The 23,267-nt window shown below is 31.8% G+C and carries 18 protein-coding genes; 11 read left to right on the forward strand and 7 right to left on the reverse strand.

Going from position 1 to position 23,267, the window contains the following annotated elements; translation table 11 throughout:
* Positions 1-91: 91 nt before the first annotated feature.
* The 3 genes from IW20_RS00275 (at position 92) to IW20_RS00285 (ending at position 5,386) form a co-directional block, all read left to right on the forward strand.
* The gene (locus IW20_RS00275) at positions 92-3,523 is read left to right on the forward strand and encodes a hypothetical protein (RefSeq protein WP_035617317.1); all 3,432 of its coding nucleotides are present in this window, start codon (positions 92-94) and stop codon (positions 3,521-3,523) included.
* Positions 3,524-3,586: 63 nt separating this feature from the next.
* Entirely contained in the window at positions 3,587-4,156 is a 570-nt protein-coding gene (locus IW20_RS00280; RefSeq protein ID WP_035617319.1) for a hypothetical protein, read from the forward strand.
* Positions 4,157-4,318: 162 nt separating this feature from the next.
* Complete coding sequence (locus IW20_RS00285) at positions 4,319-5,386, forward strand: glycosyltransferase (RefSeq protein WP_035617327.1); 1,068 nt, start codon at positions 4,319-4,321, stop codon at positions 5,384-5,386.
* Between the two features lie 30 nt (positions 5,387-5,416).
* On the opposite strand, the gene IW20_RS00290 is transcribed toward IW20_RS00285, so the two are convergent.
* From IW20_RS00290 to IW20_RS00300, 3 genes are all read right to left on the reverse strand, one after another.
* Positions 5,417-6,739, reverse strand: coding sequence for a porin (locus tag IW20_RS00290; protein WP_035617329.1), 1,323 nt, complete (start codon positions 6,737-6,739; stop codon positions 5,417-5,419).
* A 170-nt stretch (positions 6,740-6,909) separates the two neighbouring features.
* Positions 6,910-7,989, reverse strand: coding sequence for a sensor histidine kinase (locus IW20_RS00295; protein ID WP_035617331.1), 1,080 nt, complete (start codon positions 7,987-7,989; stop codon positions 6,910-6,912).
* A 74-nt stretch (positions 7,990-8,063) separates the two neighbouring features.
* Positions 8,064-8,747: a response regulator transcription factor gene (locus IW20_RS00300; protein ID WP_035617332.1), complete on the reverse strand. Its 684-nt coding sequence runs from the start codon at positions 8,745-8,747 to the stop codon at positions 8,064-8,066.
* A 232-nt stretch (positions 8,748-8,979) separates the two neighbouring features.
* On the opposite strand from IW20_RS00300, the gene IW20_RS00305 reads away from it, so the two are divergent.
* From IW20_RS00305 to IW20_RS00320, 4 genes are all read left to right on the forward strand, one after another.
* On the forward strand, positions 8,980-11,733 hold the full coding sequence (locus IW20_RS00305; RefSeq protein ID WP_035617333.1) for a TonB-dependent receptor: 2,754 nt from the start codon (positions 8,980-8,982) through the stop codon (positions 11,731-11,733).
* Positions 11,734-11,987: 254 nt separating this feature from the next.
* Complete coding sequence (locus tag IW20_RS00310; protein ID WP_035617336.1) at positions 11,988-13,178, forward strand: hypothetical protein; 1,191 nt, start codon at positions 11,988-11,990, stop codon at positions 13,176-13,178.
* A gap of 111 nt (positions 13,179-13,289) precedes the next feature.
* A complete protein-coding gene (locus tag IW20_RS00315) occupies positions 13,290-13,628 on the forward strand; it encodes a T9SS type A sorting domain-containing protein (RefSeq protein WP_035617338.1) in 339 nt (112 codons plus the stop codon).
* Positions 13,629-13,713: 85 nt separating this feature from the next.
* The gene (locus IW20_RS00320) at positions 13,714-14,694 is read left to right on the forward strand and encodes a LuxE/PaaK family acyltransferase (protein WP_035617339.1); all 981 of its coding nucleotides are present in this window, start codon (positions 13,714-13,716) and stop codon (positions 14,692-14,694) included.
* 47 nt (positions 14,695-14,741) lie between these two features.
* On the opposite strand, the gene tyrS is transcribed toward IW20_RS00320, so the two are convergent.
* Positions 14,742-16,034, reverse strand: a complete 1,293-nt coding sequence (gene tyrS, locus IW20_RS00325) for a tyrosine--tRNA ligase (RefSeq protein ID WP_035617771.1) — start codon at positions 16,032-16,034, stop codon at positions 14,742-14,744.
* 231 nt (positions 16,035-16,265) lie between these two features.
* Between tyrS and IW20_RS00330 the strand changes: the two genes are divergently transcribed.
* Positions 16,266-17,525: an outer membrane beta-barrel protein gene (locus IW20_RS00330; RefSeq protein ID WP_051885480.1), complete on the forward strand. Its 1,260-nt coding sequence runs from the start codon at positions 16,266-16,268 to the stop codon at positions 17,523-17,525.
* A 134-nt stretch (positions 17,526-17,659) separates the two neighbouring features.
* Positions 17,660-18,661, forward strand: a complete 1,002-nt coding sequence (locus IW20_RS00335) for an NAD-dependent epimerase/dehydratase family protein (RefSeq protein ID WP_035617340.1) — start codon at positions 17,660-17,662, stop codon at positions 18,659-18,661.
* A 9-nt stretch (positions 18,662-18,670) separates the two neighbouring features.
* On the opposite strand, the gene IW20_RS00340 is transcribed toward IW20_RS00335, so the two are convergent.
* Genes IW20_RS00340 through IW20_RS00350 form a run of 3 tightly spaced genes read right to left on the reverse strand, consistent with a single transcriptional unit; the run spans position 18,671 to position 21,248 of the window.
* The gene (locus IW20_RS00340) at positions 18,671-19,165 is read right to left on the reverse strand and encodes a DUF4296 domain-containing protein (protein ID WP_035617341.1); all 495 of its coding nucleotides are present in this window, start codon (positions 19,163-19,165) and stop codon (positions 18,671-18,673) included.
* 3 nt (positions 19,166-19,168) lie between these two features.
* The gene (locus IW20_RS00345) at positions 19,169-20,509 is read right to left on the reverse strand and encodes a dihydroorotase (protein WP_035617344.1); all 1,341 of its coding nucleotides are present in this window, start codon (positions 20,507-20,509) and stop codon (positions 19,169-19,171) included.
* A gap of 13 nt (positions 20,510-20,522) precedes the next feature.
* Complete coding sequence (locus tag IW20_RS00350; protein ID WP_035617346.1) at positions 20,523-21,248, reverse strand: polyprenol monophosphomannose synthase; 726 nt, start codon at positions 21,246-21,248, stop codon at positions 20,523-20,525.
* Positions 21,249-21,353: 105 nt separating this feature from the next.
* On the opposite strand from IW20_RS00350, the gene IW20_RS00355 reads away from it, so the two are divergent.
* Both IW20_RS00355 and IW20_RS00360 read left to right on the forward strand, forming a co-directional pair.
* Positions 21,354-22,022: a DUF4271 domain-containing protein gene (locus IW20_RS00355; protein ID WP_035617348.1), complete on the forward strand. Its 669-nt coding sequence runs from the start codon at positions 21,354-21,356 to the stop codon at positions 22,020-22,022.
* 15 nt (positions 22,023-22,037) lie between these two features.
* Positions 22,038-22,787 (forward strand): uroporphyrinogen-III synthase, encoded by a 750-nt coding sequence (locus IW20_RS00360; RefSeq protein WP_035617350.1) that lies wholly within the window; start codon positions 22,038-22,040, stop codon positions 22,785-22,787.
* The last annotated feature ends 480 nt before the right edge of the window (positions 22,788-23,267 follow it).

The following is a 23,267-nucleotide window of genomic DNA, read 5'->3' on the forward strand; positions in this document are numbered from 1 at the left end:
AAGTGAAGCCTTTTTACTTTTTTATAAATTTCTTCCTCTTATAAGTTTAATTATTAAATACTACTTTTGACGTTTTGGAGTTAAAGTATTTATGTTAAAAAAATTACTCTTTTGGGCTGTAATTATTTTTTGTTCTGGACTTCAAGCCCAGGAAATAAACTCGCACTATAAAACCAAAAAAATTGGTATTACCCGAGATACTATTCATCTTGAAAATGTTAGTATTAATTCGAGTTTTTTTCAATTATACGACAACAATAAACAACCTATTGATAGTAGTTTCTATAAAGTAAATTTCCAAAATGGTACATTACTCTTAAATGAGAAAATGATTTCGAATACTGATTCTCTAACAGTTGAGTATTTAAAGTTCCCCGATTTTTTAACCAAGGAATATAAAATTTATGATTCTAACCGAATCGTAAGTAATGGTACAACCACAGAATCTTTATATCAGATACAACCTAAAACAACCAAAACTGTAACTCCTTTTGACGGTTTGAACACCTCCGGAAGTATTACTAGAGGAATTACTATTGGTAACAATCAAAATGCAGTTTTAAACTCTAATCTTGATTTACAGATTACAGGAAAAATTTCAGAAAAAGTAAGTCTTCGTGCTTCATTACAAGACAACAATATTCCGCTACAAGATGGTGGTTACTCCCAAAAACTAGATCAATTCGATAATATATTCATAGAGCTCTTTAGCAATGATTGGGCAATACGAGCAGGAGATATTTTCCTTGAGAACAAAAAAACACAATTCCTTAATTTCGATAAAAAAGTTCAGGGTCTTGCCGTTAATTTTAATTTTGGTGATGAAGATAATAAAACCAATGTATTTGCTTCGGCTGCACTGGTAAGAGGTCAATATGCCAAAAGTAACATTACAGGAAAGGAAGGAAATCAAGGTCCTTATAAATTAACTGGTCAGAACGGGGAGTTATACATATTAGTAATTTCGGGCTCTGAGAGAGTATATGTAAATGGCGTTTTATTAAAACGAGGGGAAAACAAAGATTATACTATCGATTATAATGCAGGTGAAATCACTTTTACTTCTCTTTTTACCATTACTTCAGAAATGCGTATAAGTGTGGAATATCAATATACAAATCAAAATTATACCCGATTTGTAACCTATGCTGGTGTCACTCATGAAAGTAAAAAATGGAGCTTTGGAGGATATCTATACTCCGAGAATGATTTAAAAAACCAACCTCTACAACAAAATTTAACTAAGGAACAGGTAGAAATATTAAGTAATGCAGGAGATGATACAAATGCTATGATTGCCCCATCTGCTTATGTTGATACTTATTCTGACAATAAAATTCTTTACAGAAAAATAATTGTAAATGGTGAGGAAATTTACGAATTCTCCAACGATTCTAAAGAAGAGTTATACAATGTAAGATTCAATTTAATTGGTGCAAAATCTGGCAATTACATCATTAAGAATGTCAATACTATTGATCGTATTTATGAATATATTGCACCTATAAATGGCATTCCGCAAGGGAATTATGCTCCAATCATTAAACTTGTTGCTCCGACAAAAGTACAAGTCGCTACTTTTTTGGGTAAATATAACCCAACTGAAAAAACAACTTTTGATTTTGAGGTAGGTGTTAGTAATAATGATGCAAACTTATTCTCGAATCTGCAAGATGGAAACAACAAAGGAATTGCGACCAAAATAAATGCTAAACAACGTTTGTTTTCCAGAAGTTGGAATCTGGATGCATTTGTAAATTATCAATTTATTCAGCAAGATTTTAAATCGGTAGAACGTCTTTATAACATCGAGTTTGATCGGGATTGGAATCTTCCTGCTAATCGATTTGGAAATCAGAGTTTATTGATTTCTGGATTAAACTTCGATTTATTTCCTCAAAAAAAATCTTCTGATATAGGATTGGTTACTTATCAATTTGAGAATTTAGACTTTAGCGAAAACTATTCTGGAAGCCGACATACTATTAATGGTCTTTTTAAATTAAAAGACTGGCTTATTCAAAACCAAGGAAGCTTATTAAATAGTAGCAGTACAATATCGACATCTAAGTTTTTAAGAAACCAAACTCAAGCTCGTTACCATTTTGGCAAAAACTGGGTTGGAGGTACGGTACAACTTGAGGATAATCAAGAAAAGAATAAACAAACCAATCAGTTTTCGGCTTTAAGCCAAAGATTTAATGAATACGGTTTATTTGTAGGTCGTGGTGATAGTACTAAAGTTTTTGTTGAATTAGGTTTTTTAAAACGAAGTAATGATAGTTTACAAAACGGATTATTACAACGTGTAAACAACTCACAGACTTATTATTTAAGATCTAAATTAATACAAACTGCCAAAAGTGATTTATCTGTATATGCAAGTTACAGGGTATTGAATTTTGAAGATGTTACTAAAAAAAGAGAACCATCATTAAATTCTAGGATTCTTTATAATGATCGTTTTTTCAATCAATTTATTCAAACTACTATAGCTTACGAAACCAGTTCAGGAACAATGCCACAACAAGATTACACTTATGTAGAAGTTCCTGCAGGACAAGGTGTATATACCTGGAATGATTATAACAACAACGGAATCCAGGAATTACAAGAATTTGAAGTAGCTGCATTTATTGATCAGGCAAAATATATTAGAATATTTTTACCAAATCGGGTTTATATTAAAACAAATCAGAATAAATTCTCCCAATCGGTAACCTTAAATCCAAACCAATGGCTTAATGAAACGGGAATAAAAAAGGTAATCTCTTATTTTTATAACCAAACCTCTTTTATATTAGATAGAAAAGTAAAAAGTAATGGCGACCGTTTTGAACTCAATCCTTTTAATTCCTCTGATGAAAATGTTTTGGGATTAAATTCTAGTTTCAGAAACAGTTTATTTTATAATCGTGGTAAACAAAAACATTCTACAACTTATACTTACTTACAAAACAAGAGTACAAACTTACTTACTATAGGATCGCAACAGGCTAGAAACAGTTCACATCAATTGCAGTATTCTCATTTGTATGATAAAAGTTGGCTCTTCGGATTTTTTACAAAAACTATTCAAACCGATCTTATCTCTGAAAGTTTCCCCGAAAAAAACTATAAACTAAAAGGTTATCAGCTTGCTCCAAAGATTAGTTATTTATTTTCTAAAAGCACTAGTTTGGATTTCTTTTATGAAATTCAGAACAAGGATAACCAGATTGGCGATGAAGAAACTTTAGAACAAACCCGACTCGGAACATCTTTTTCTTATGCAGGCGATAAAAAAATCACATTAAATGGTGAATTTTCATTTTACAAGAATAAATTTACAGGAAATGAATTTTCATCTGTAGGTTTTCAAATGTTAGAAGGTTTACAAACAGGACAAAATTTGGTATGGAGATTGCTATTACAAAAAAATATTACACAATTTCTGGATGTTAATGTAAACTATCAAGGAAGAAAGGGAGAAACTGGGCCAACTATTCATACCGGAAATGTTCAGTTAAGAGCTTATTTTTGATACATTTAAAAAAACATTACAATAAATTGATTAATTTTATTATAAACTTTAACACTAAAAATCATGAAAAAATTATTATTACTTTGTTTTATGTTAGTTTTCTCTAGCAATTTTTATGCACAAGAAACTGCCGTTAAAACTACGAAAGCAAAAGCTACCAAGGAAGCAAAAGCTGCTACTACAAAAGCTACTGACGCAAAAACTGCTACAGAAAAAAAGGCAACTAAAGAAAAAGCATCTGCTACTAAAAGTGTAGATGATAAAGCTGCTAAAACTAAAGCTGATGCCAAAGCAAAAACTACTAAAGCAGAAGAGTCAACTACTAAAAAAGCTACTAAAGCAAAAACGGATGCTAAAACTGCAACTGATGACGCTACTAAAAAAGTAACTAAAGCTAAAGCTGACACAAAAACCGCTACTGACAAAGTAGATAAAGCTAAAGCTGATACTAAAGCAACAACAAAATCTACTGCTAAGACTGCTACAAAAACAGTTAAAGAAACTAATGAAAAAGCTCCTAAAGTAGCTGATAAAGTTACTGGAGAATATAATGGTAAAAAAGTATATACGGGGCCAAGAGGTGGTAAATACTACATTAATTCTAACGGAAATAAAACTTATATTCAAGATTAAACTTTTTCTTGATACACTTAAAAAGGTTAGACATTTTATAACGTCTAACCTTTTTGTTTTTACTAAAATAATAATTTAATATTTTAGTAATCATTTATAAATAAGGAAAACACTTACTATTTGTAACTTTCGCAGGGTTAACTTAACATAACCCAATTCTATATGAATTTAGATTCAACCAATAAAACTATTTTAATTGCTCCATTAAATTGGGGTTTAGGTCACGCCACAAGATGCATCCCGATAATTAAAGCATTACAGGAAAATAATTACATCCCAATAATTGCCTCTGATGGTATTGCTTTAGAGCTATTACGAAAAGAGTTCCCATATATCCAAACACTAGAATTACCTTCTTATCAAATAGAATATGCCAAGAATGGTAAAAACTTTAAATGGAAATTAATCAAAAATTGTCCTAAGATGATTGAAGCTATTTTAGACGAAAAAAAAATGGTAAAATCCTGGATAAAAAAATATGGTATCGACGGTATCATTTCTGATAATCGTTTGGGAGTTTACAGCGACAAAATACCTTCGGTTTTTATAACGCATCAACTAAATGTTATGACAGGTAATACTACTTGGTTTACGAGTAAATGTCATCAATATTTTATAAAAAAATATACTGAGTGTTGGGTTCCCGACATGAAAAAGAGTCCAAATTTAACTGGAGATTTAGGTCATTTAAAAACTAAAAAAATCAAGTTAAGGTACATAGGTCCAATGAGCAGAATGCGCAAGAAAGAAACGCCTAAAGTATATGATTTAATGGTTATCTTATCTGGACCAGAACCTCAGCGTGGTTACCTTGAAGAGAAATTAAAGCACGAAACTCTTCGCTACGACGGAAAAGTAGTTTTTGTAAAAGGTATTGTCGAAAAAGATCAAAAAAAGGAAATCGTTGGGAATGTTACGTATTACAATTTCATGAATACGCGTCAGCTAGAACAAACTTTTAACGAAAGTGAACAAATCTTATGTCGCTCGGGTTATACGACCGTTATGGATTTAGTAAAACTAGAGAAAAAAGCTTTTTTTATACCTACTCCCGGGCAATATGAGCAATTATATCTTGCTGAGAAATTACAAGAAGAAGGTCTTGTGCCTTATGCACTACAAGATGATTTTAAGATTGAGGATATTGCAAAGATTAAAGAATATAAAGGATTGCCTCAATATAAGAAGAAAGCAAAATGGAGTTCATTATTTTCCGTTTTCGAAAAATAACAAACTCCATTTATATGTTTCTATTTTTTTTTAGAAATTAAATTGAGCTTGTAATCTCAACAAATTACCTTGTTGGCGATTATTAGGCAATACACTATCTTCAAAAGTTCTATCGGCGATAACATATTCTGCTGTAAGTTCTAGTGCTTTTAGAGGTTGCCATTCTATTCCTATTTCATAATCTCTAACCACATAACTTCTGGCATCCTTTTCATATTTCTTTCCTCCATCATAATATTGGAATTTTGCAAAAGGATATAATAATTGTTTTCCTAAATCCAGTTTATAATTTAGTAAAACATAACCACCATTTATGTTTGTTACATCGATACTATTTGTTTCTTTATTATAACGAGGTCCTTTACCAATATTATACTCCGTTTGAATTCCGAAAGGTCTAGGATATAATACAAATGTTGCACCTACTCTCTGATCTTTTACATATTGCTTATTATCTATTGCTACTCCCGATGAAACCTCGGTTGTAAATGCCCATTTTCCTGAATAAGCTTGGATTCCTGGTTCAATAATCTGGCTTCCTACTACAAAAGGATAAGTTACTCTCGCTACAACATTTAAATCTCTGTTGCTATCTAATTTATTAGCAATTTGTCCGTTGTAAACTCCAAAAGCAAAAACACCATAATCACCTGATCCTTTGTAACCATCTTTAACTAACATTTCAAAACGTTCTCTTATTTTGCTTGGTGCCCAATAAAAAAACACTCCTAAATCACGCTCATTTAATATAGCACTATTCATCGCATCATTTCTATCTAAGGCAAGTCTTACAGAACTAGATTGCATGTTTTCAAAACCATAAGGAATTTTACTTTGTCCTACACGAACACGATATTCTCTCTTAGGATCAAATGAAACATCGAAGTATATATCTCTAACCTGAACAAAGTTGTTGATTCCTGTACTTGGTGAACTTGCAAAATCGGGTTGGAAGTAAAAAAATACGTTCGGGTGAATTTGTCCCGAAAATACCAATCGAGCACGTCTGATAAAAAATCCATTATTAGATTTTGCATCTGGCTCTGTAGATGTTGTTCCCCATGATCTATCACACTGCTCGCATGAAACCTTATCATTTGTAGACAACAATCCGTTATATCTTATTTGTGCATAACCTCGCAAAGAAATTTTTTCGTACCAGTGTTCCTTTTCTTCATTTTTATGAACAGGTTCCAACTTTGGTTCTGCTATAGTTGCAATTTCTTTTGCCTTATTTATAGAGTCTAAAATTCGAACTACCTCTTTCTTAATCTCATCCTTATTTACTTTTCCTTCCTGTGCATAGGTTAACCCTGCCATTAAAGATAAAGCTACTACTAAAACTTTTCTCATCTTACTTTTTTAAACTCCTCGTTCAGGGTGCAAAATTCAATCATCAAGGTTAACATAACGTTACCAAGATGTTATCATAATAAGAATTTAATATTAAGAGGTAATCTACAACTTTAAATGCATGTTAAAACGGGATGATTACTCCTTTATTTAAAGTATTTTAATTACAATTATTTAACCTCGACATTAGTGCTTTTATGAGCTTTTTCTAGGGTAAACGAAAACTCCGAACCTATTCCAAACTCACTCTCTACGTACACTTTTTCTTTATGAGCTTCGATAATATGTTTTACAATAGCAAGACCTAAACCAGAACCACCCTCAGATCGTGCTCCACTTTTATCTACTCTATAAAAACGCTCAAAAAGCCTTGGTATATTTTGTTTTTCAACACCTTCTCCGTTATCGCTAATACGAATAAGTACTTTTTTCTTTGTAAGATTTACAACTCCTACCTCTGTAGTTCCGCCTTGTTTACCGTATTTGATAGAGTTCACAATCAAATTCTCTAGTATCTGTTGGATTCTGTCTTTATCTCCTTTAACTAAAATTGGCTGAAGGAATTTTTTCTCGTATGTTAATTTTATCTTCTTTTTATCGGCTTTCATTTCCAATAAATCAAAAACATTCTGGATAAGTTCGATGATATCAAAATCGGTAATAATCAAATTTAAATCGCCCGTTTCTAATTTAGTAATCATGTCTAAATCTTCGACAATATAAATTAATCGCTCTACTCCTTTTTCGGCACGTTTAAGATATTTTTTTCTGATGGTTTTGTCTTCCATTGCTCCATCTAATAAAGTCGAAATATAACCTTGAACTGTAAATAATGGTGTTTTAAGTTCGTGCGAAACATTACCTAGAAATTCACGACGGTATTCTTCACGAATTTCGAGCATTTCAATTTCTAACTTTTTATCGGTAGCAAATTTTTTGACTTCACGCGAAAGCGTTTCCATGTCGGTAGTTATCGGCTGGTTGATAAGTGTACTGGATTCCAGTAACGAAACCTCATCGTAGATTTTCTTTACTCTGCGGTAAATAAAACGTTCTACACGGTATTGTAAAACCATAAATGAGAACGCATACACAGATACAAGAAAAACAAGGCTAAATGGTAATAAATGTTCTGTTTTATTTTTGAAAAATAATAAAATCAGGATTATTACGAATCCTGTAGAAAAGAGACTTATATATAGTGCTGACTTTACAGCAAACTTATAGGTTTTTTTAAAACTTATTTTCATTTAATTCATTGATAGCTTTCTACAAAGATAATTCTGATTTCTTTGCATTATGCTTTTGGTTGGTAATCTTTATTTTAAACCTCGAATTTGTAACCTACTCCTTTGATGGTTTTGAATAAATCTTCGCCTATTTTTTCTCTTAATTTTCGAATGTGCACGTCAATCGTTCTTCCTCCTACAACTACTTCATTACCCCAAACTTTATCAAGTATTTCATCACGTTTGAATACTTTTCCTGGTTTTGAAGCTAATAAATAGAATAATTCGAATTCTTTTCTAGGTAAAGCAATCTCTATATTATCTTTTACGATTTTATATTCTTCACGGTTAATTTCGATTCCACCTACATTTAATGTATCGCTACTAACTTCTTGCTCTTTTAAACGTCTTAATAATGCTTTTACCTTACTTACCAATAATTTTGGTTTAATAGGTTTAGTGATATAATCATCAGCTCCAGCATCAAAACCAGCTACTTGCGAGTAATCTTCGCTTCTTGCTGTTAGGAAAGTAATGATAACATTATTTAATTCGGGTATTTTTCGGATGTGTTCACAAGCTTCCATACCATCCATTTCGGCCATCATAACATCCATTATTATAAGATCTGGCAATTCCTTTTGTGCTTTTGCAATTGCATCTTTTCCGTTTGAGGCTGTAATTATTTGATACCCTTCTTGAGAAAGGTTATATCCAACAATTTCTAAAATATCCGGTTCATCATCTACTAGTAAAATCTTAGTTTGTGTTTTTTTCATAAAATAGCAAAAATTGGGTTATCTCATTGATACTTATACTATATAATATTCAATGATTGTAGTTGCGAGTGTAAAGATAATAATAAATCGACTGTTAAAAAGTAGTGTTAACCGTAATTTAATCTCATAACAATTTCATAATATATTAGAGACAAAACAATAACAAGTAGCTAACACGAACTTTACAAAGCCGTCTTTTATTTGCAAAAAAATAAACAAACAACAAACGAAAATGAAATTCAACTTAAAATTTCTATTTATTACATTATTTATTTGTGCTGTTTCTATGGCTCAGACCAAAGGTACAATTTCTGGGGTTTTAACAGACAAACAAACTAATAATGAAGCACTACCATTTGCAAATATCCTTATTAAAGGAACAAACAACAGTGCAAATACCGACATCGATGGTAAATATACAATAAGCATAGCTCCTGGTAGCTATACTGTAATTTATAGTTTCTTGGGGTATGAAACTGTAGAAGTTCCAGTAATTGTTAAATCGAATGAAACTACAACTGTTAACCAAACGTTATCTTCGGGGAGTTATACACTAAAAGATGTTGTAGTAAAAGCTTCATCTGTAAGCAAACAAAAAGAATCTGCTTTACTTTTAGAACAAAAAAATGCGGTAGAAATAAAACAATCTATTGGGGCTCAAGAACTTTCACGTAAAGGGGTTAGCGATGTAGCAACTGCTGTTACCAAAACTACTGGTATTACAAAACAAGAAGGAACTGGTAATATATTTGTAAGAGGTTTAGGGGACCGTTACAACTCTACAACCATGAATGGCTTACCAATACCATCAAATGATCCAGAGAAGAAAAACATTAATTTAGATATTTTCTCTACTGATATTGTTGAATATGTATCTGTTGATAAAGTTTACAGTAGTAAATTATATGGAGATTTTGCTGGAGGAAACGTAGATATCGCATCTAAAGATTACAAAGGTAATGGTTATTTTAAAATCGAAATGGGATCAAATGTTAACACAAACGCAATAACTCAAGATGATTTTAAATTACAAAGAGGTATTAATAGTTTTGGTTTTTCAAACCCGTCAATTCCTAATAATCCACTTACTCAATACAATTACAACACTTTACAAATGGACGGAAAAGCTCCTTTTGCAGGATCAATTGGTCTTTCTGGAGGAAAATCTTTCAACGTAGGTGAACAAGGAAAATTAAGCTTTTTTGCCACAGCTAATTTTGGTAATGAATATAATGCTGTTAAAAACGGTACTGCAAAAGGAAGTGTAAATGGAGCTGGTGTAGCATATAAAGATTTCTATTCTTACACAGATATGAGCTACCAAACGAACTCTACTGGTTTATTAAATGTAGGATACAAAGTTAACGCTAACAATAAAATCAACTTCAATACACTTTACATCAACACCTCTACTCAATCTAAAGAAGAGTATTACGGTTACATTGTAGATATCGCTAATAACGGAAATGGTTTAATTCGTCGTTTTAATTACGAAAAAAACAGTCTTTGGGTAAATCAATTATTAGGAGATCACAAACTAACAGACAGATCAAAATTAAACTGGGGAGTTTCATACAATCTTGTAGACGGATCAATGCCAGACAGAGTTCAAAACACTTTTAGAAACGAGCCAACCGGGTATGTATTATCTACTATTTCTAGACCAGAAAATAACAGATATTTTCAAAAACTGAAAGAAAATGAATTAGCTGCAAATGTTTCTATAGATTATAAGTTTAATAAAACTAGTGATGATGAATTTAAAGGAAAATTCACTTTAGGAGCATCTGGAAGAATTAAAAACAGAAATTTTGAAGCTACTCAATTTAACTTTCAATCGAATGATGGTTACAGAAACTTCATTGTAGATCCAAACAATTTAGATTTGTTTTACAACAATGACAACTTAAACAATGGATACTTTAATATTTCTACTTTTAGAGGAAATTCACAAGTTGCTAACTCTTTAGATCCTCAAACTTACGATGGAAAACAAACTATCTACGGTGGTTTTATTAATACAGAATACAAATTCAACCCTAAATTAACAGCTGTTTTAGGTCTTCGTTTAGAATCAGTAGTTCAAGATGTTAACTGGGATACTCAATTAGGAGATGTTGGAAGTGATAAATTAGAAAAATTAGCTTTTTTACCAAGCTTAACAATGAAATATGAGTTGAATGAAAAACAAAATCTTCGTTTAGGATTTAGTAAAACATATACTTTACCTCAGTTTAAAGAAAGAGCATTATTTGTTTACGAAGAAGTTTTACAAGTAAAAGTAGGTAACCCATATTTATACGAATCAGATGATTACAACTTAGACTTGAAATGGGAAATGTTCCCTAAAAGCGATGAGTTAATTTCGTTTACAGCTTTTGGTAAATACATCCTTAACCCAATGAATGAAGTTACAATTGCATCTTCTTCAAATGATATCTCATATATTAATACAGGAGATTACGGATACGTTGCTGGAGGTGAAGTTGAATACCGTAAACAGATTTTTAGCTTTAACGATTCAAAAAAACTTACTGCTGGTATTAATGCATCTTACTTATATAGTAATCAAGAATTAAATTCTGATAAAGTTAACAACGAAACAGATTACCAAGTTGACTTTACAAATAAAAAGAGTCAATTTACCGGAGCTTCTGATTTGCTTTTAAATGCCGACCTTTCTTATTTGACAGAATGGAGCAATAAAGAAAAAAGTTTAAACACGACTATTGCATACTCTTATTTTTCAGACAGAATAAATGCTATCGGAACAAACGGTAGAGGTGATTTAGTAGACAAAGCATTTGGTTCATTAGACTTTATCGCAAAAACTAAGCTGAATAAAAATTTAGGATTAGATCTTGTTGTAAAAAACATTCTAGATCCTACAATTAATAGAGTTCAGGAAAACAGCTCTGGAGATGTAAATGTTTTATCATACAAAAAAGGATTAGGATTAAGCTTCAAACTTAATTATACTTTCTAAAATACACCCAATACAAAATAAGAAAAGGATCAACATTAAATTGTTGATCCTTTTTTCATTTAAACAACACACGCAAACAGCCCATTAACAATTACTCCCTATAAATCAAAACTTTAGTTAACAAGTAAGTAACATTAAGTTAATCTTAACATAGGCTTTTATTAAACTAACAATCACACTTACATAACATCCGTAAAAGATTTCTAATTCATCTTTGCAATAAGATATTAAACAAAAAAATTATCAAAACAACCATGAAAAAATCAATTGTAAAACTATTTGGAATTATTGCTTTATCAACTAGCTTACTTACAAGCTGTTCTAGTGATGACAATAATAAAGACAGCAAACCAACTTCAACATTTGTTGTAGATGCAAACAACTTTAAAGGAATTATTAGCGACGGAGAAGTAGTACTTGATGCTGGTACAGTGTACAAATTAACTGGAAAAATACAAGTAAACAGTGGAGCTACTTTAACTATCCCTGCAGGAACTGTTATCCAAGGTACAGGTGGAACATCTGCTTATATAGCAATTGCTCAAGGAGGAAAAATTAATGTAAATGGTACTGCTGCAAAACCAGTTGTTATGACAAGTGGTTTAGCGACTAAAGCTGCTGGAGACTGGGGAGGATTGGTCATTTGTGGTAAAGCTCCAATTAACCGCGTTAGTGGTGGAGCAAGTACAGCTCAATCTGAAGTTGCTGATTTAACTTACGGTGGAACTGTATCTAATGACAATTCAGGTTCTATCAAATTTTTAAGAATTGAATATGCTGGAGCTGCTTTTAACACTGAAAAAGAATTTAACGGACTTTCTTTCTTTGGAGTTGGTTCGGGTACAGTTGTTGAAAACGTACAAGCTTTTCACGGTGCTGATGATGGATTTGAATTCTTCGGAGGTTCTGTAAACACTACAAACTTAATCGCTATCGGTAACGAAGACGATCAGTTTGACTGGACTGAAGGATGGAATGGAACAAACACTAACTGGTACGGAAAATTAAATTTCGGAAAAGGAAATAGAGGTATTGAAGCTGATAACTTTGAATTAGGTTTTGCTAATACTCCAATCGCTAACCCTACTATTACAAACATGACTCTTGTTGGACCTGGAAGTGCTGCTGATGCAACTACTTACACAGAAAACCAAGCTATCAAATTAAGAAGAGGAACTAAAGGTCTTATCTCAAATGTTGTTTTAAGCGGATGGAAAACTGGTATTGATGTTGAAAACGACGAAACTATTGCTTTTGTTGGAACAGCTTTAAAAGTATCTAACGTAAACTATATCTCTGATATAGCTGCTAAAACTAAAGGAAAGAAAACAGACGGAACTGCTGCTGATGTTAGTGCTGTTGCTACTGAATCTGCTGCTGCTACAGGAGCTGGAAGCGGTATCGCACAACCAACATGGGCAACAGGTTGGTCAGTAGGTTTCTAATCAAGAAAATACACTTATAAATGTTAAAAACATCCTAAAATTATAGGATGTTTTTTTTTGGCGTAGTTTTTGAAAACTTTTTTGTATATTTACTAATACTAAATTTAAGTGATGGCAAAAAACTACTTTTATATTACATTCTTATTGGCTTTTTTCTTTACTGTAAGTGTCTCGGCACAAGACAGTAAACAACTGCCAAAACCGCAAGACGGCACTGTTATAGAGGGCTTAAGTTTGTACCCAAACCCTGTGAGTAATGGTAAAGTATACATTTCGTCTAAAAATGATTTAGAAAAAGAGATAACCATTTTTGACGTACTGGGGAAAAAAGTCCTACAAACACAATTAAGTTCAAAAGAACTTAATGTTTCTAATCTTTCTCCAGGGGTTTATATCATAAAAATAAATGAAGAGAACGCAACTGCAACTAGAAAGTTAATTGTCAGGTAAATTTTCAAAATAAAAACATAAAAAAGCTCCAAAGTAATTTTGGAGCTTTTTCTTTTAAATAAATTACCTTTGCAAAAAAAAGATCTTGATTACAACAACCGATATATTTACGATTTCCAATCACAAGCAATTTGAAAAAATAGCATTGAAAGTGTTTCGCTTTCAATATGAAAACAACGTAGTATATCGAACATTCTGTGATTATCTTAAAACAGATCCGCAAAAAGTAAAATCTCTTACGCAAATTCCTTTCTTACCAATCCAGTTCTTTAAGAGCCATAATGTAGTTTCAAATCCTAATCCTGCGCAAGTTACTTTTACTAGTAGCGGTACAACAGGAATGATTACTAGCAGGCATATTGTTACTGATGTTTCTTTGTATGAAGAAAGTTATCGCAAAGGATTTTCTGAGTTTTACGGCAATATCGAAGATTATGTTGTACTAGCACTTTTACCTTCTTATTTAGAACGTGACGGATCTTCTTTAATATACATGGTCGAAGATTTAATTAAATTATCAAATCGTCCAGAAAGCGGGTTTTATTTACACAACCACGAAGAACTTACCCAAAAACTAATCGAATTAGACCAGTCAGGACAAAATACTATCTTAATTGGTGTAACATACGCTTTATTAGATTTAATCGAAAAAAACTCCTTTAAACTGCAAAATACCATCATAATGGAAACTGGCGGAATGAAAGGCAAACGCAAAGAAATGATTCGCGAAGAATTACATAAAGAATTATGTGAAGGTTTTGGAGTATCGGCAATTCATTCTGAGTATGGTATGACCGAATTATTATCGCAAGCTTATTCTTTAGGAGAAGGAATATTCGAATGTCCTTCATGGATTCAAGTACTTATTCGTGATACCGAAGATGCTTTAACTTATGTAAAAGAAGGAAAAACTGGTGGTATAAACGTAATCGACTTGGCTAATATTAATTCATGCTCCTTTATCGCTACGCAAGATTTGGGAAAAAAATATCCCAACAACTCTTTCGAGGTATTGGGACGTTTTGATAACTCTGATATTAGAGGTTGTAACCTAATGGTTTTGTAAAAAAGTTGATTTGTTTATTTGTTAAATCGGTTAACCGAAACTTACGATTAAACCACTCTTATCACAAAATAATTTTTCTTTCCGCTTTGTAATAATACAAATTGATTATTGATTAAATCTTTATTAGAAAGAACAAATTCTTCTGTTATTTTTTCTCGGTTAACCGAAATAGAATTAGCTGTAAGAGCACGTCTTGCTTCTCCATTTGATTTAAAGAATCCTGTTTTTTCATTCAGAACGCTTATAATCTCTAATCCGCTTTCAAGGTCAGCTTTTGCAATTTCTGCTTGAGGCACACCATCAAAAACATCTAAGAAAGTCGCTTCATCTAATTGCTTTAAATCATCTGAAGTAGAATTTCCGAATAAGATGCCCGAAGCTTTAATTGCATTTTCTAAATCCGCAGCAGAGTGTACCATTACAGTAATTTCTTCAGCTAATCTTTTTTGCAAAATACGCAAATGTGGTGTTTCTCTATGTTCTATTGTCAAAGATTCAATTTCTTCTTTTGATAAGAAAGTGAAAATTTTGATATATTTTTCAGCATCAACATCTGATGTGTTTAACCAATATTGGTAAAACTTGTATGGAGATGTTCTTGCTGCATCCAGCCAGATATTTCCACCTTCTGATTTTCCGAATTTTGTTCCGTCAGCTTTTGTAATTAACGGGCAAGTTAAAGCATAAGCTTTTCCGCTTTCCATTCTTCTTACCAATTCCGTTCCCGTGGTGATATTCCCCCATTGGTCACTTCCCCCCATTTGTAGGGTACATTTTTTGTTTTTATACAAGTGCAAAAAGTCATATCCTTGAACTAACTGATATGTAAACTCTGTAAACGACATACCTTCGGCAGCTTCAGATGTCAATCTTTTCTTTACAGAATCTTTCGCCATCATATAGTTTACTGTAATATGTTTACCCACATCACGAATAAAATCAAGGAATGAAAATTCTTTCATCCAATCATAATTATTCACCAATTCAGCAGCATTAGCAGCGTCTGAAGTAAAGTCTAAAAATCGAGACAACTGCCCTTTTATAGCTTCTTGGTTATGACGTAAAGTTGTTTCGTCAAGTAAATTTCTTTCATTCGATTTTCCTGATGGATCACCAATCATACCTGTTGCCCCACCAACTAACGCTAATGGTTTGTGCCCTGATAACTGAAAATGTCTTAATAGCATTACACTAACCAAGTGCCCTATATGTAATGAATCCGCAGTTGGATCAATTCCCACATATGCCACTCTCATTTGTTCCATCAAATGTTCTTCAGTACCTGGCATAACGTCGTGAAGCATTCCTCTCCAAGTTACTTCTTCAATAAAATTTTTCATTTCTTTTAAAATAATTTTTACAAATATAATTAATTCCATTAGGAGTAAATACTATAAAACGCTCATGTTGTAAAAGATTTTTCATTTCTGTCCTATAAAATATTAACCGTTGGATTTAAACAATGAAGACTATACCTAGATAAACAATTTATGTTTTAATTGCGCATTTATAATATAAATCAGAATATGCAATTTAAAATAGCTACTTTCGCAAGAAATTAACAAATTACCATGAAAAAACCACTATTAATTACAATTCTATTATTTTTCTGCTTCACTTTTTCTTATGCTCAAATATCTTTCGAAAAAGGATATTATATTTTAAATAATGGAAACCGCATAGAATGTTTTATCAAAAACATAGACTGGAAAAACAATCCAACAGATTTTAAATACAAAACAAACTTTGGCGACAACGACTTTAAAGTTGAGAATATCAGAAATGTCCAAGAGTTTGGAATCGATAATGAAACCACATTTAAAAGATTTAAAATAAAAATAGATCGCACAAGTGACGAACCAAATAAGTTATTAGCTGATAGAAACCCTGTTTTTAAAGAAGAAGTAATTTTCTTAAAAGTACTTATAAAAGGAGATGCTACACTATATAGCTATACCGATCAAAACCTTAATAGATATTTCTACGAAACAAAAACGATCCCTGTAGGACAACTTATTTATATAAAATATTATCAGATTGATGGTAACGATGCTCCAACAAAACTAGCCGAAAACAATGAATACAAACAACAATTGTTTCAAAATGTAAAAACAGAAAACACAACTGAAAAAGATATTATAAAACTTAGTTACAACAAATCCGATCTTACCAAGTATTTCACAAAATACAATAACGCTCAGCCTAATCTTGCTGATGTGGAGAAAAAAAAGCAAGTAAATAAAGGTCATTTCTCAGTCAAAATAACACCTAGCGTAAGCATTGCATCATTATCTATTAAAAATGATTACGTTGCTCGCGAGAACGTAGACCTTGATAATAAAATTAACTTCAAGTTTGGTGCCGAGGCTGAGTATATCCTCCCATACAACAAAAACAAATGGAGTATTTTTATAAATCCTGCGTATCAAACCTACCAGGATGAAAAAACATATAATGTTCCTAGTGGATTTATAATAAGCCCTGAAACTCCTCATAATGCAAAAGTAAAATACACTTCTGTACAAATCCCTATCGGAATAAGACATTATATGTTTTTAAATCAAACCTCCAAAATTTTTATAAACGTAGCTTATGCATTTGATGCAGGAAGTAAAACAGATATTACTTACACCGATGTAACAAATAAAAGCACAAAAGAATACAACAGTTATTCAGGAGGTAATTTTGCTTTCGGTTTGGGGTATAACTTCAAAAATAAATTTAGCGTAGAAGCAAGATTAAATACCAAAAAAGAATTAATGCGCGAGTATCTAGATTATTCTGCAAAATATAGCTCAATAGATTTTGTTTTAGGATACACAATCTTCTAAGAAACAAAACTTATAATCTTACAAACAAATAAGGCATATTAAAAAGACAGTTTTTAATATGCCTTATTTATTATCTATACTCTGAATCGAACAAAATTTGTATGTAGATAAATCGAAAGTATTATCTTTACAAAATGGTTTTAGTAACAGGAGGAACAGGTTTAGTTGGTGCACATTTATTACTTCATTTAATTAAAAATGGAGACAACGTTCGGGCAATTTACCGAAATGCAAATAAAATAGAAAGAACAAAATCAGTTTTTGATTTATATAAAAAATCACATTTATTCGAATCTATCCAGTGGATAGAAGCCGATATCCTAGATGTTCCTTCGCTAGAAACTGCTTTTGTAGATATTGATTATGTATATCATTGCGCAGCTTTAATCTCATTTAATCCAAAGGACGAAGACTTAGTTAGAAAAACCAATATCGAAGGCACAGCAAACATTGTCAATTTTTGTATTGCAAAGCAAATAAAAAAATTATGTTTTGTAAGTTCCATAGCAGCTCTTGGCGACCTTGCCGCGCATGAAACTATTATAACCGAAGAAACGGAATGGAATCCTGAGAAACCACATAGTGATTATGCAATATCTAAATATGGTGCCGAAATGGAAGTTTGGCGTAGTTGGCAAGAAGGCCTAGATGTTGTTATTATAAATCCTGGAGTTATTTTAGGTCCTATCCCAAAATCTAAAAATGACGAACAAGGAAGCGCGGAACTTTATACTAAAGTAGCCAACGGGCTCCCTTTTTACACACTAGGAAGTACCGGATTTGTTGCTGTAGATGATGTTGTGAGAATCGCGGTAACATTAATGAAAAGCGATATAAAAAACGAACGATTTACTTTAATCGCTGATAATGTCGTTTTCCAAGATGTTTTAAATACTATCGCTGACGCATTAAAAGTAAAAAGACCTACAATTCATGCAAGTCCTTTATTTATGAAAATAATATGGCGTATCGATTGGTTTTTATCTACTTTTTTCTTCAAGAAGAGGCAGATTACAAAAGCGACTGCAAAATCGTCTTATACAAAAGACTTATACTCTAATGAAAAAATAAAAACCTCTTTAAAAACTGACTTCATAAATATCCATCAATACATTAAAGAGGTTTCTACCTTATAAGAAAGCTAATTATTTTAATTTTAGCTTCTGTTTTCCTTTTATCGAATCAGGATTATTTATCTGTTCCGAATCATCTGCTTTAAGCTTCACTTTAATTTCAATTGAGTCTTTTTTAACTACTTTGCCTTTCTTTTCGAGCAATTTCTTTTTCTTTTCCTCAATTTTAATTAATGAATCTACTTTCTTTTTATTTTTTTCTATACGCGCACTAATCTGATCAAACATATCTTTATAATCATTATAATTTGCAGCGTAATACATATTACTCTTTACAAATTGCAAACTATCTACTTTATATTTTTTCAATATAAATCTGGTAGGATTAGTATCGCTAGAATCAAGAGACATTGGATTTTGGTATTTTATTGCTTCCAACAATGATAAATCATACATAATATCTATCATCTTTTCTCTTTCAACAAGTCCTTCTGGTTTTGGAACCAATTCTTTTTTGCATCCAACTGCAAGCATTAATACTGAAATAATTATGATTATTTTCTTCATATCTTATCTATCAAATAATAATCTTTTTCCAGCGTGAACATTTTTTACTTTGAAAGAATTGTAAACTAATTGTCCATTAACAAAAGTATGTGTGATTCTAGATTTAAATGTAAAACCTTCAAATGGAGACCATTTACATTTTGCTAAAATATTATCTGTATTCACACTCCAAGGCAAACCTGGATTTACAATTACCAAATCGGCATAATACCCTTCTCTGATAAAACCTCTTTTTTCGATCTTAAAAATCTTAGCAGGATTGTGACACATTTTCTCAACGATTTTCTCAACGCTAATTTTTCCTTGATGATGTGCTTCAAACATAGCTACCACAGCATGCTGAACCAAAGGTCCTCCCGAAGGAGCTTTTAAATATGATTGTTTCTTTTCTTCTTTAGTATGTGGCGCATGATCTGTAGCAATTACATCAATTCGCCCATCTATCAAAGCTTCCCAAAGTGCTTTACGATCATCTGCCGTTTTTACAGCAGGATTCCATTTTATAAAGTTCCCTTTAGTTTTATAATCCTCATCTGTAAACCATAAATGATGTACACAAACCTCGGCAGTGATTTTCTTTTCTTCCAAAGGAATTTTGTTTGTAAACAATTCCATTTCTTTAGCAGTCGAAAGATGAAAAATATGCAAACGAGCTCCAGTTTTCTTAGCCAAAGCAATTGCCTTGGATGAAGACAAATAACACGCCTCTGCACTACGAATTAAATGATGTACTGTTACAGGAACATCTTCGCCATACTCAGCTTTATATTTTTCCAGATTATTCTGGATTGTTGTTTCGTCCTCACAATGTACCGCAATAAGCATTGGTGTACTAGAGAATATTTTTTCGAGTGTAGCTTCATTATCCACTAACATATTTCCGGTTGATGAACCTAGAAATATCTTAATTCCAGCTACATTTTTTGGATTTGTTTTTAAAACTTCTTCCAAATTATCGTTGGTAGCTCCCATCATAAACGAATAATTCGCATATGATTTCTTTGATGCTATCTGGTATTTTTCTTCTAATATTTCCTGAGTTACAGCATTAGGAACCGTGTTAGGCTGCTCAATAAACGAAGTAATTCCTCCAGCAACTGCTGCCTTAGACTCCGATTCGATATCTCCTTTATGTGTTAATCCAGGCTCTCTAAAATGTACTTGATCATCTATAGCTCCCGGCATTAAGTAATTTCCTTCGGCATCAATCACAACACAATTAGAAGACTTCAAACTTATACTATCCGAAATCTCTACAATTATATCATTTTCGATTAGCAAATCGCCTTCAAAAATTGATCCTTCGTTTACAATCTTAGCATTTTTTATTAAAATCCTATTCATCCTTAATATTGGTTTATAATGAATTGACTAATTTTCTTAGTCGAAGTGAGATAACTCCAAAAATTGCCTCTTTAATAATAGCATTACTCATTTTAGAAACCCCCTTAGTTCTATCTGTAAAAATAATAGGAACTTCGACAATTTCAAACTTTTTGCAATACGTTCTATATTTCATTTCAATCTGAAAAGCATATCCTACAAATTTTATTTTGTTAAGATTAATAGCTTCCAAGACTTCTCTTTTATAACATACAAATCCAGCTGTAGCATCATGTATTTTCATTCCTGTAATGAATTTCACATACACCGATGCAAAATAAGACATCAATACACGGCTTAACGGCCAGTTTACAACGTTTACTCCTTTTACATATCTTGACCCAATAGCCAAATCTGCTCCACCAAAATGACAGGCATCAAAAAGTTTTTCGAGATCATTTGGATTATGCGAAAAATCAGCATCCATTTCGAAGATGTAATTATATTTTCGCTCTAGAGCCCATTTAAAACCATGAACATAAGCAGTTCCTAAGCCTGCTTTTTTAGCTCTGTTTTCTAAAAATAATTTCCCCTCAAACTCTTCCTGAAGCATAACAACCTTATCTGCAGTGCGATCTGGCGAATTATCATCAACAATAAGAAGGTGAAAAGATTTATGTTGAGAAAGCACAGCTCTAATAATGCTTTCAATGTTTTCGATTTCGTTGTAAGTGGGAATTATGACAATACAATCATTCATTTTTCTGAGTAATTTCACCGCAAAAGTAAACTTTTTATAGCATTTCATTCATAATAAAGTTATAATAAAAGTATTGAGACAAAAAATTACTAATTTTGCATCGCTATGATTGAACAACTTCATCCAAGAATTACTGAAAACAAAGACTGGGCAACACTTTTATTTGTGTTATGCTTTGCTGTTATTGCTATGACAAAGTCTATATATGAAAGCCGTTTTGGAGACTTCACAAAATTGATTTTCTCTGATAAATATGCCAAAATATACAGAGATAGTAGCCACATAAAAAGCGGTTTTACAATCGCCTTATTTTTCTTGCAAATCATTTCTTTTGCATTCTTTATACAACTTACCCTAAGTAGTTTTGGACATGCATCAAAAACCGATTGGACTCTTTATATCCAAATCACAACTTTACTAGGATTCTTTATTTTATCAAAATACTTAATTGAGAAAATAATTGCTACTTCATTCAATATTGAAGAATTTATCGAGCATTTTAACTTACAAAAAGTTACCTACAGAGCTTATATAGGTATTTTGATCCTTCCTGTTAATGCTATTTTGTTCTATTATGACGGTATTTCAAAAAATGTACCGCTAACAATACTCGCTATTTCCCTATGTATTAGCCTGTTCTCTTATTTTATTTCAATTAAAAACTATCAAAACGTAATATTGAGTAAGTTATTTTATTTTATTTTATATCTTTGCACTCTTGAAATAGCCCCTTATTATTTTATGTATTATTGGTTTACCAAAGGGAGTGCTTAGAAAATATTACAACTTATGAAAGTGAAAACAATTTTGGTGTCACAGCCTGAACCTAAAGTGGAAAACTCCCCTTATTTTGAGCTCCAACAGAAACACAAAATAAAAATTGATTTCAGACCTTTCATTCACGTGGAAGGAGTTAACGCTAAAGAGATTCGACTTCAAAAAATCGATCTTAATCATTACACTGCAATCATATTAACAAGCAGAAACGCTGTTGATCATTTTTTTAGAGTAGCTGAGGAAATGCGTTATAAAGTTCCTGAAGGATTAAAATATTTTTGTCAATCGGAAGCCGTTGCTTTTTACCTACAAAAATATGTAGTGTACAGAAAACGTAAAATTTATGTTGGTGCAAAAGATTTTGCAGATTTATCTCCATTAATCAAAAAGTACAAAGACGAAAAATTCTTACTACCAGCTTCTGATCAATTAAATGCGGATGCTCCTATTACTTTAAATAACTTAAAAGTAGATTGGACTCAAGCAATTTTTTACAAAACTGTAATGAGCGATTTATCTGATTTGGCAGATGTTTATTATGACATCTTAGCTTTTTTCAGCCCAACGGGAATAAAATCATTATTTAAAAACTTTCCTGATTTCAAACAAAATGATACTAGGATAGCAGTTTTTGGAAGCACGACTCAAAAAGAGGCTTTAGATTATGGTTTAAGAATAGATATTCTTGCTCCAACTCCAGAGACTCCATCAATGACAATGGCATTAGAAAAATATATTGCTGAAGCAAATAAAGGAAAATAATCCTTTTATCTAAATAAATAAAAAAGCTGCGAAATTCGCGGCTTTTTTTATGCTCAAATCCTAACTTCAAACAATACAAAAACCTACATCACTTATAACTTGAAATTTTTGTTTTATTTCAACTTTAATCCCAACCCATCTTTCTCAAAGTTCTAAACTTTGACAAAGATTCCGATTTCATTCTTCGACTCCGCCAGAATGAGATAATATCGGAGAAAAACTTTAAACTTGTGCTTTTATCAAAATAATAACCCAATAACAGATTACAAACACCAATAACACATTGCAGACATTGCCAACGGTTTCAACCGTTGGAGCGCAATGCATTTTCACAATCTGTACCGCACGGTTGAAACCATGGGCTATAATAAAAATAGGATAGCTACTCGTGGAGATTTCTCCTTCGTCGAAATGACAAGTTTGGGATTGTTTTGTATAAAATTAAAGTTTTATCATTAAATTTGGTTTCTATCTTTAACC

It is taken from the genome of Flavobacterium hydatis (assembly GCF_000737695.1).
Taxonomy (GTDB): domain Bacteria; phylum Bacteroidota; class Bacteroidia; order Flavobacteriales; family Flavobacteriaceae; genus Flavobacterium; species Flavobacterium hydatis.

What these genes read in the sequence shown, in the direction of transcription:
- IW20_RS00275 (WP_035617317.1), top strand. Translation starts at nt 92, where the DNA reads ATGTTAAAAAAATTACTCTTTTGGGCTGTAATTATTTTTTGTTCTGGA.
- IW20_RS00280 (WP_035617319.1), top strand. Translation starts at nt 3,587, where the DNA reads ATGAAAAAATTATTATTACTTTGTTTTATGTTAGTTTTCTCTAGCAAT.
- IW20_RS00285 (WP_035617327.1), top strand. Translation starts at nt 4,319, where the DNA reads ATGAATTTAGATTCAACCAATAAAACTATTTTAATTGCTCCATTAAAT.
- IW20_RS00290 (WP_035617329.1), bottom strand. Translation starts at nt 6,739, where the DNA reads ATGAGAAAAGTTTTAGTAGTAGCTTTATCTTTAATGGCAGGGTTAACC.
- IW20_RS00295 (WP_035617331.1), bottom strand. Translation starts at nt 7,989, where the DNA reads ATGAAAATAAGTTTTAAAAAAACCTATAAGTTTGCTGTAAAGTCAGCA.
- IW20_RS00300 (WP_035617332.1), bottom strand. Translation starts at nt 8,747, where the DNA reads ATGAAAAAAACACAAACTAAGATTTTACTAGTAGATGATGAACCGGAT.
- IW20_RS00305 (WP_035617333.1), top strand. Translation starts at nt 8,980, where the DNA reads ATGAAATTCAACTTAAAATTTCTATTTATTACATTATTTATTTGTGCT.
- IW20_RS00310 (WP_035617336.1), top strand. Translation starts at nt 11,988, where the DNA reads ATGAAAAAATCAATTGTAAAACTATTTGGAATTATTGCTTTATCAACT.
- IW20_RS00315 (WP_035617338.1), top strand. Translation starts at nt 13,290, where the DNA reads ATGGCAAAAAACTACTTTTATATTACATTCTTATTGGCTTTTTTCTTT.
- tyrS (WP_035617771.1), bottom strand. Translation starts at nt 16,034, where the DNA reads ATGAAAAATTTTATTGAAGAAGTAACTTGGAGAGGAATGCTTCACGAC.
- IW20_RS00330 (WP_051885480.1), top strand. Translation starts at nt 16,266, where the DNA reads ATGAAAAAACCACTATTAATTACAATTCTATTATTTTTCTGCTTCACT.
- IW20_RS00335 (WP_035617340.1), top strand. Translation starts at nt 17,660, where the DNA reads ATGGTTTTAGTAACAGGAGGAACAGGTTTAGTTGGTGCACATTTATTA.
- IW20_RS00340 (WP_035617341.1), bottom strand. Translation starts at nt 19,165, where the DNA reads ATGAAGAAAATAATCATAATTATTTCAGTATTAATGCTTGCAGTTGGA.
- IW20_RS00345 (WP_035617344.1), bottom strand. Translation starts at nt 20,509, where the DNA reads ATGAATAGGATTTTAATAAAAAATGCTAAGATTGTAAACGAAGGATCA.
- IW20_RS00350 (WP_035617346.1), bottom strand. Translation starts at nt 21,248, where the DNA reads ATGAATGATTGTATTGTCATAATTCCCACTTACAACGAAATCGAAAAC.
- IW20_RS00355 (WP_035617348.1), top strand. Translation starts at nt 21,354, where the DNA reads ATGATTGAACAACTTCATCCAAGAATTACTGAAAACAAAGACTGGGCA.
- IW20_RS00360 (WP_035617350.1), top strand. Translation starts at nt 22,038, where the DNA reads ATGAAAGTGAAAACAATTTTGGTGTCACAGCCTGAACCTAAAGTGGAA.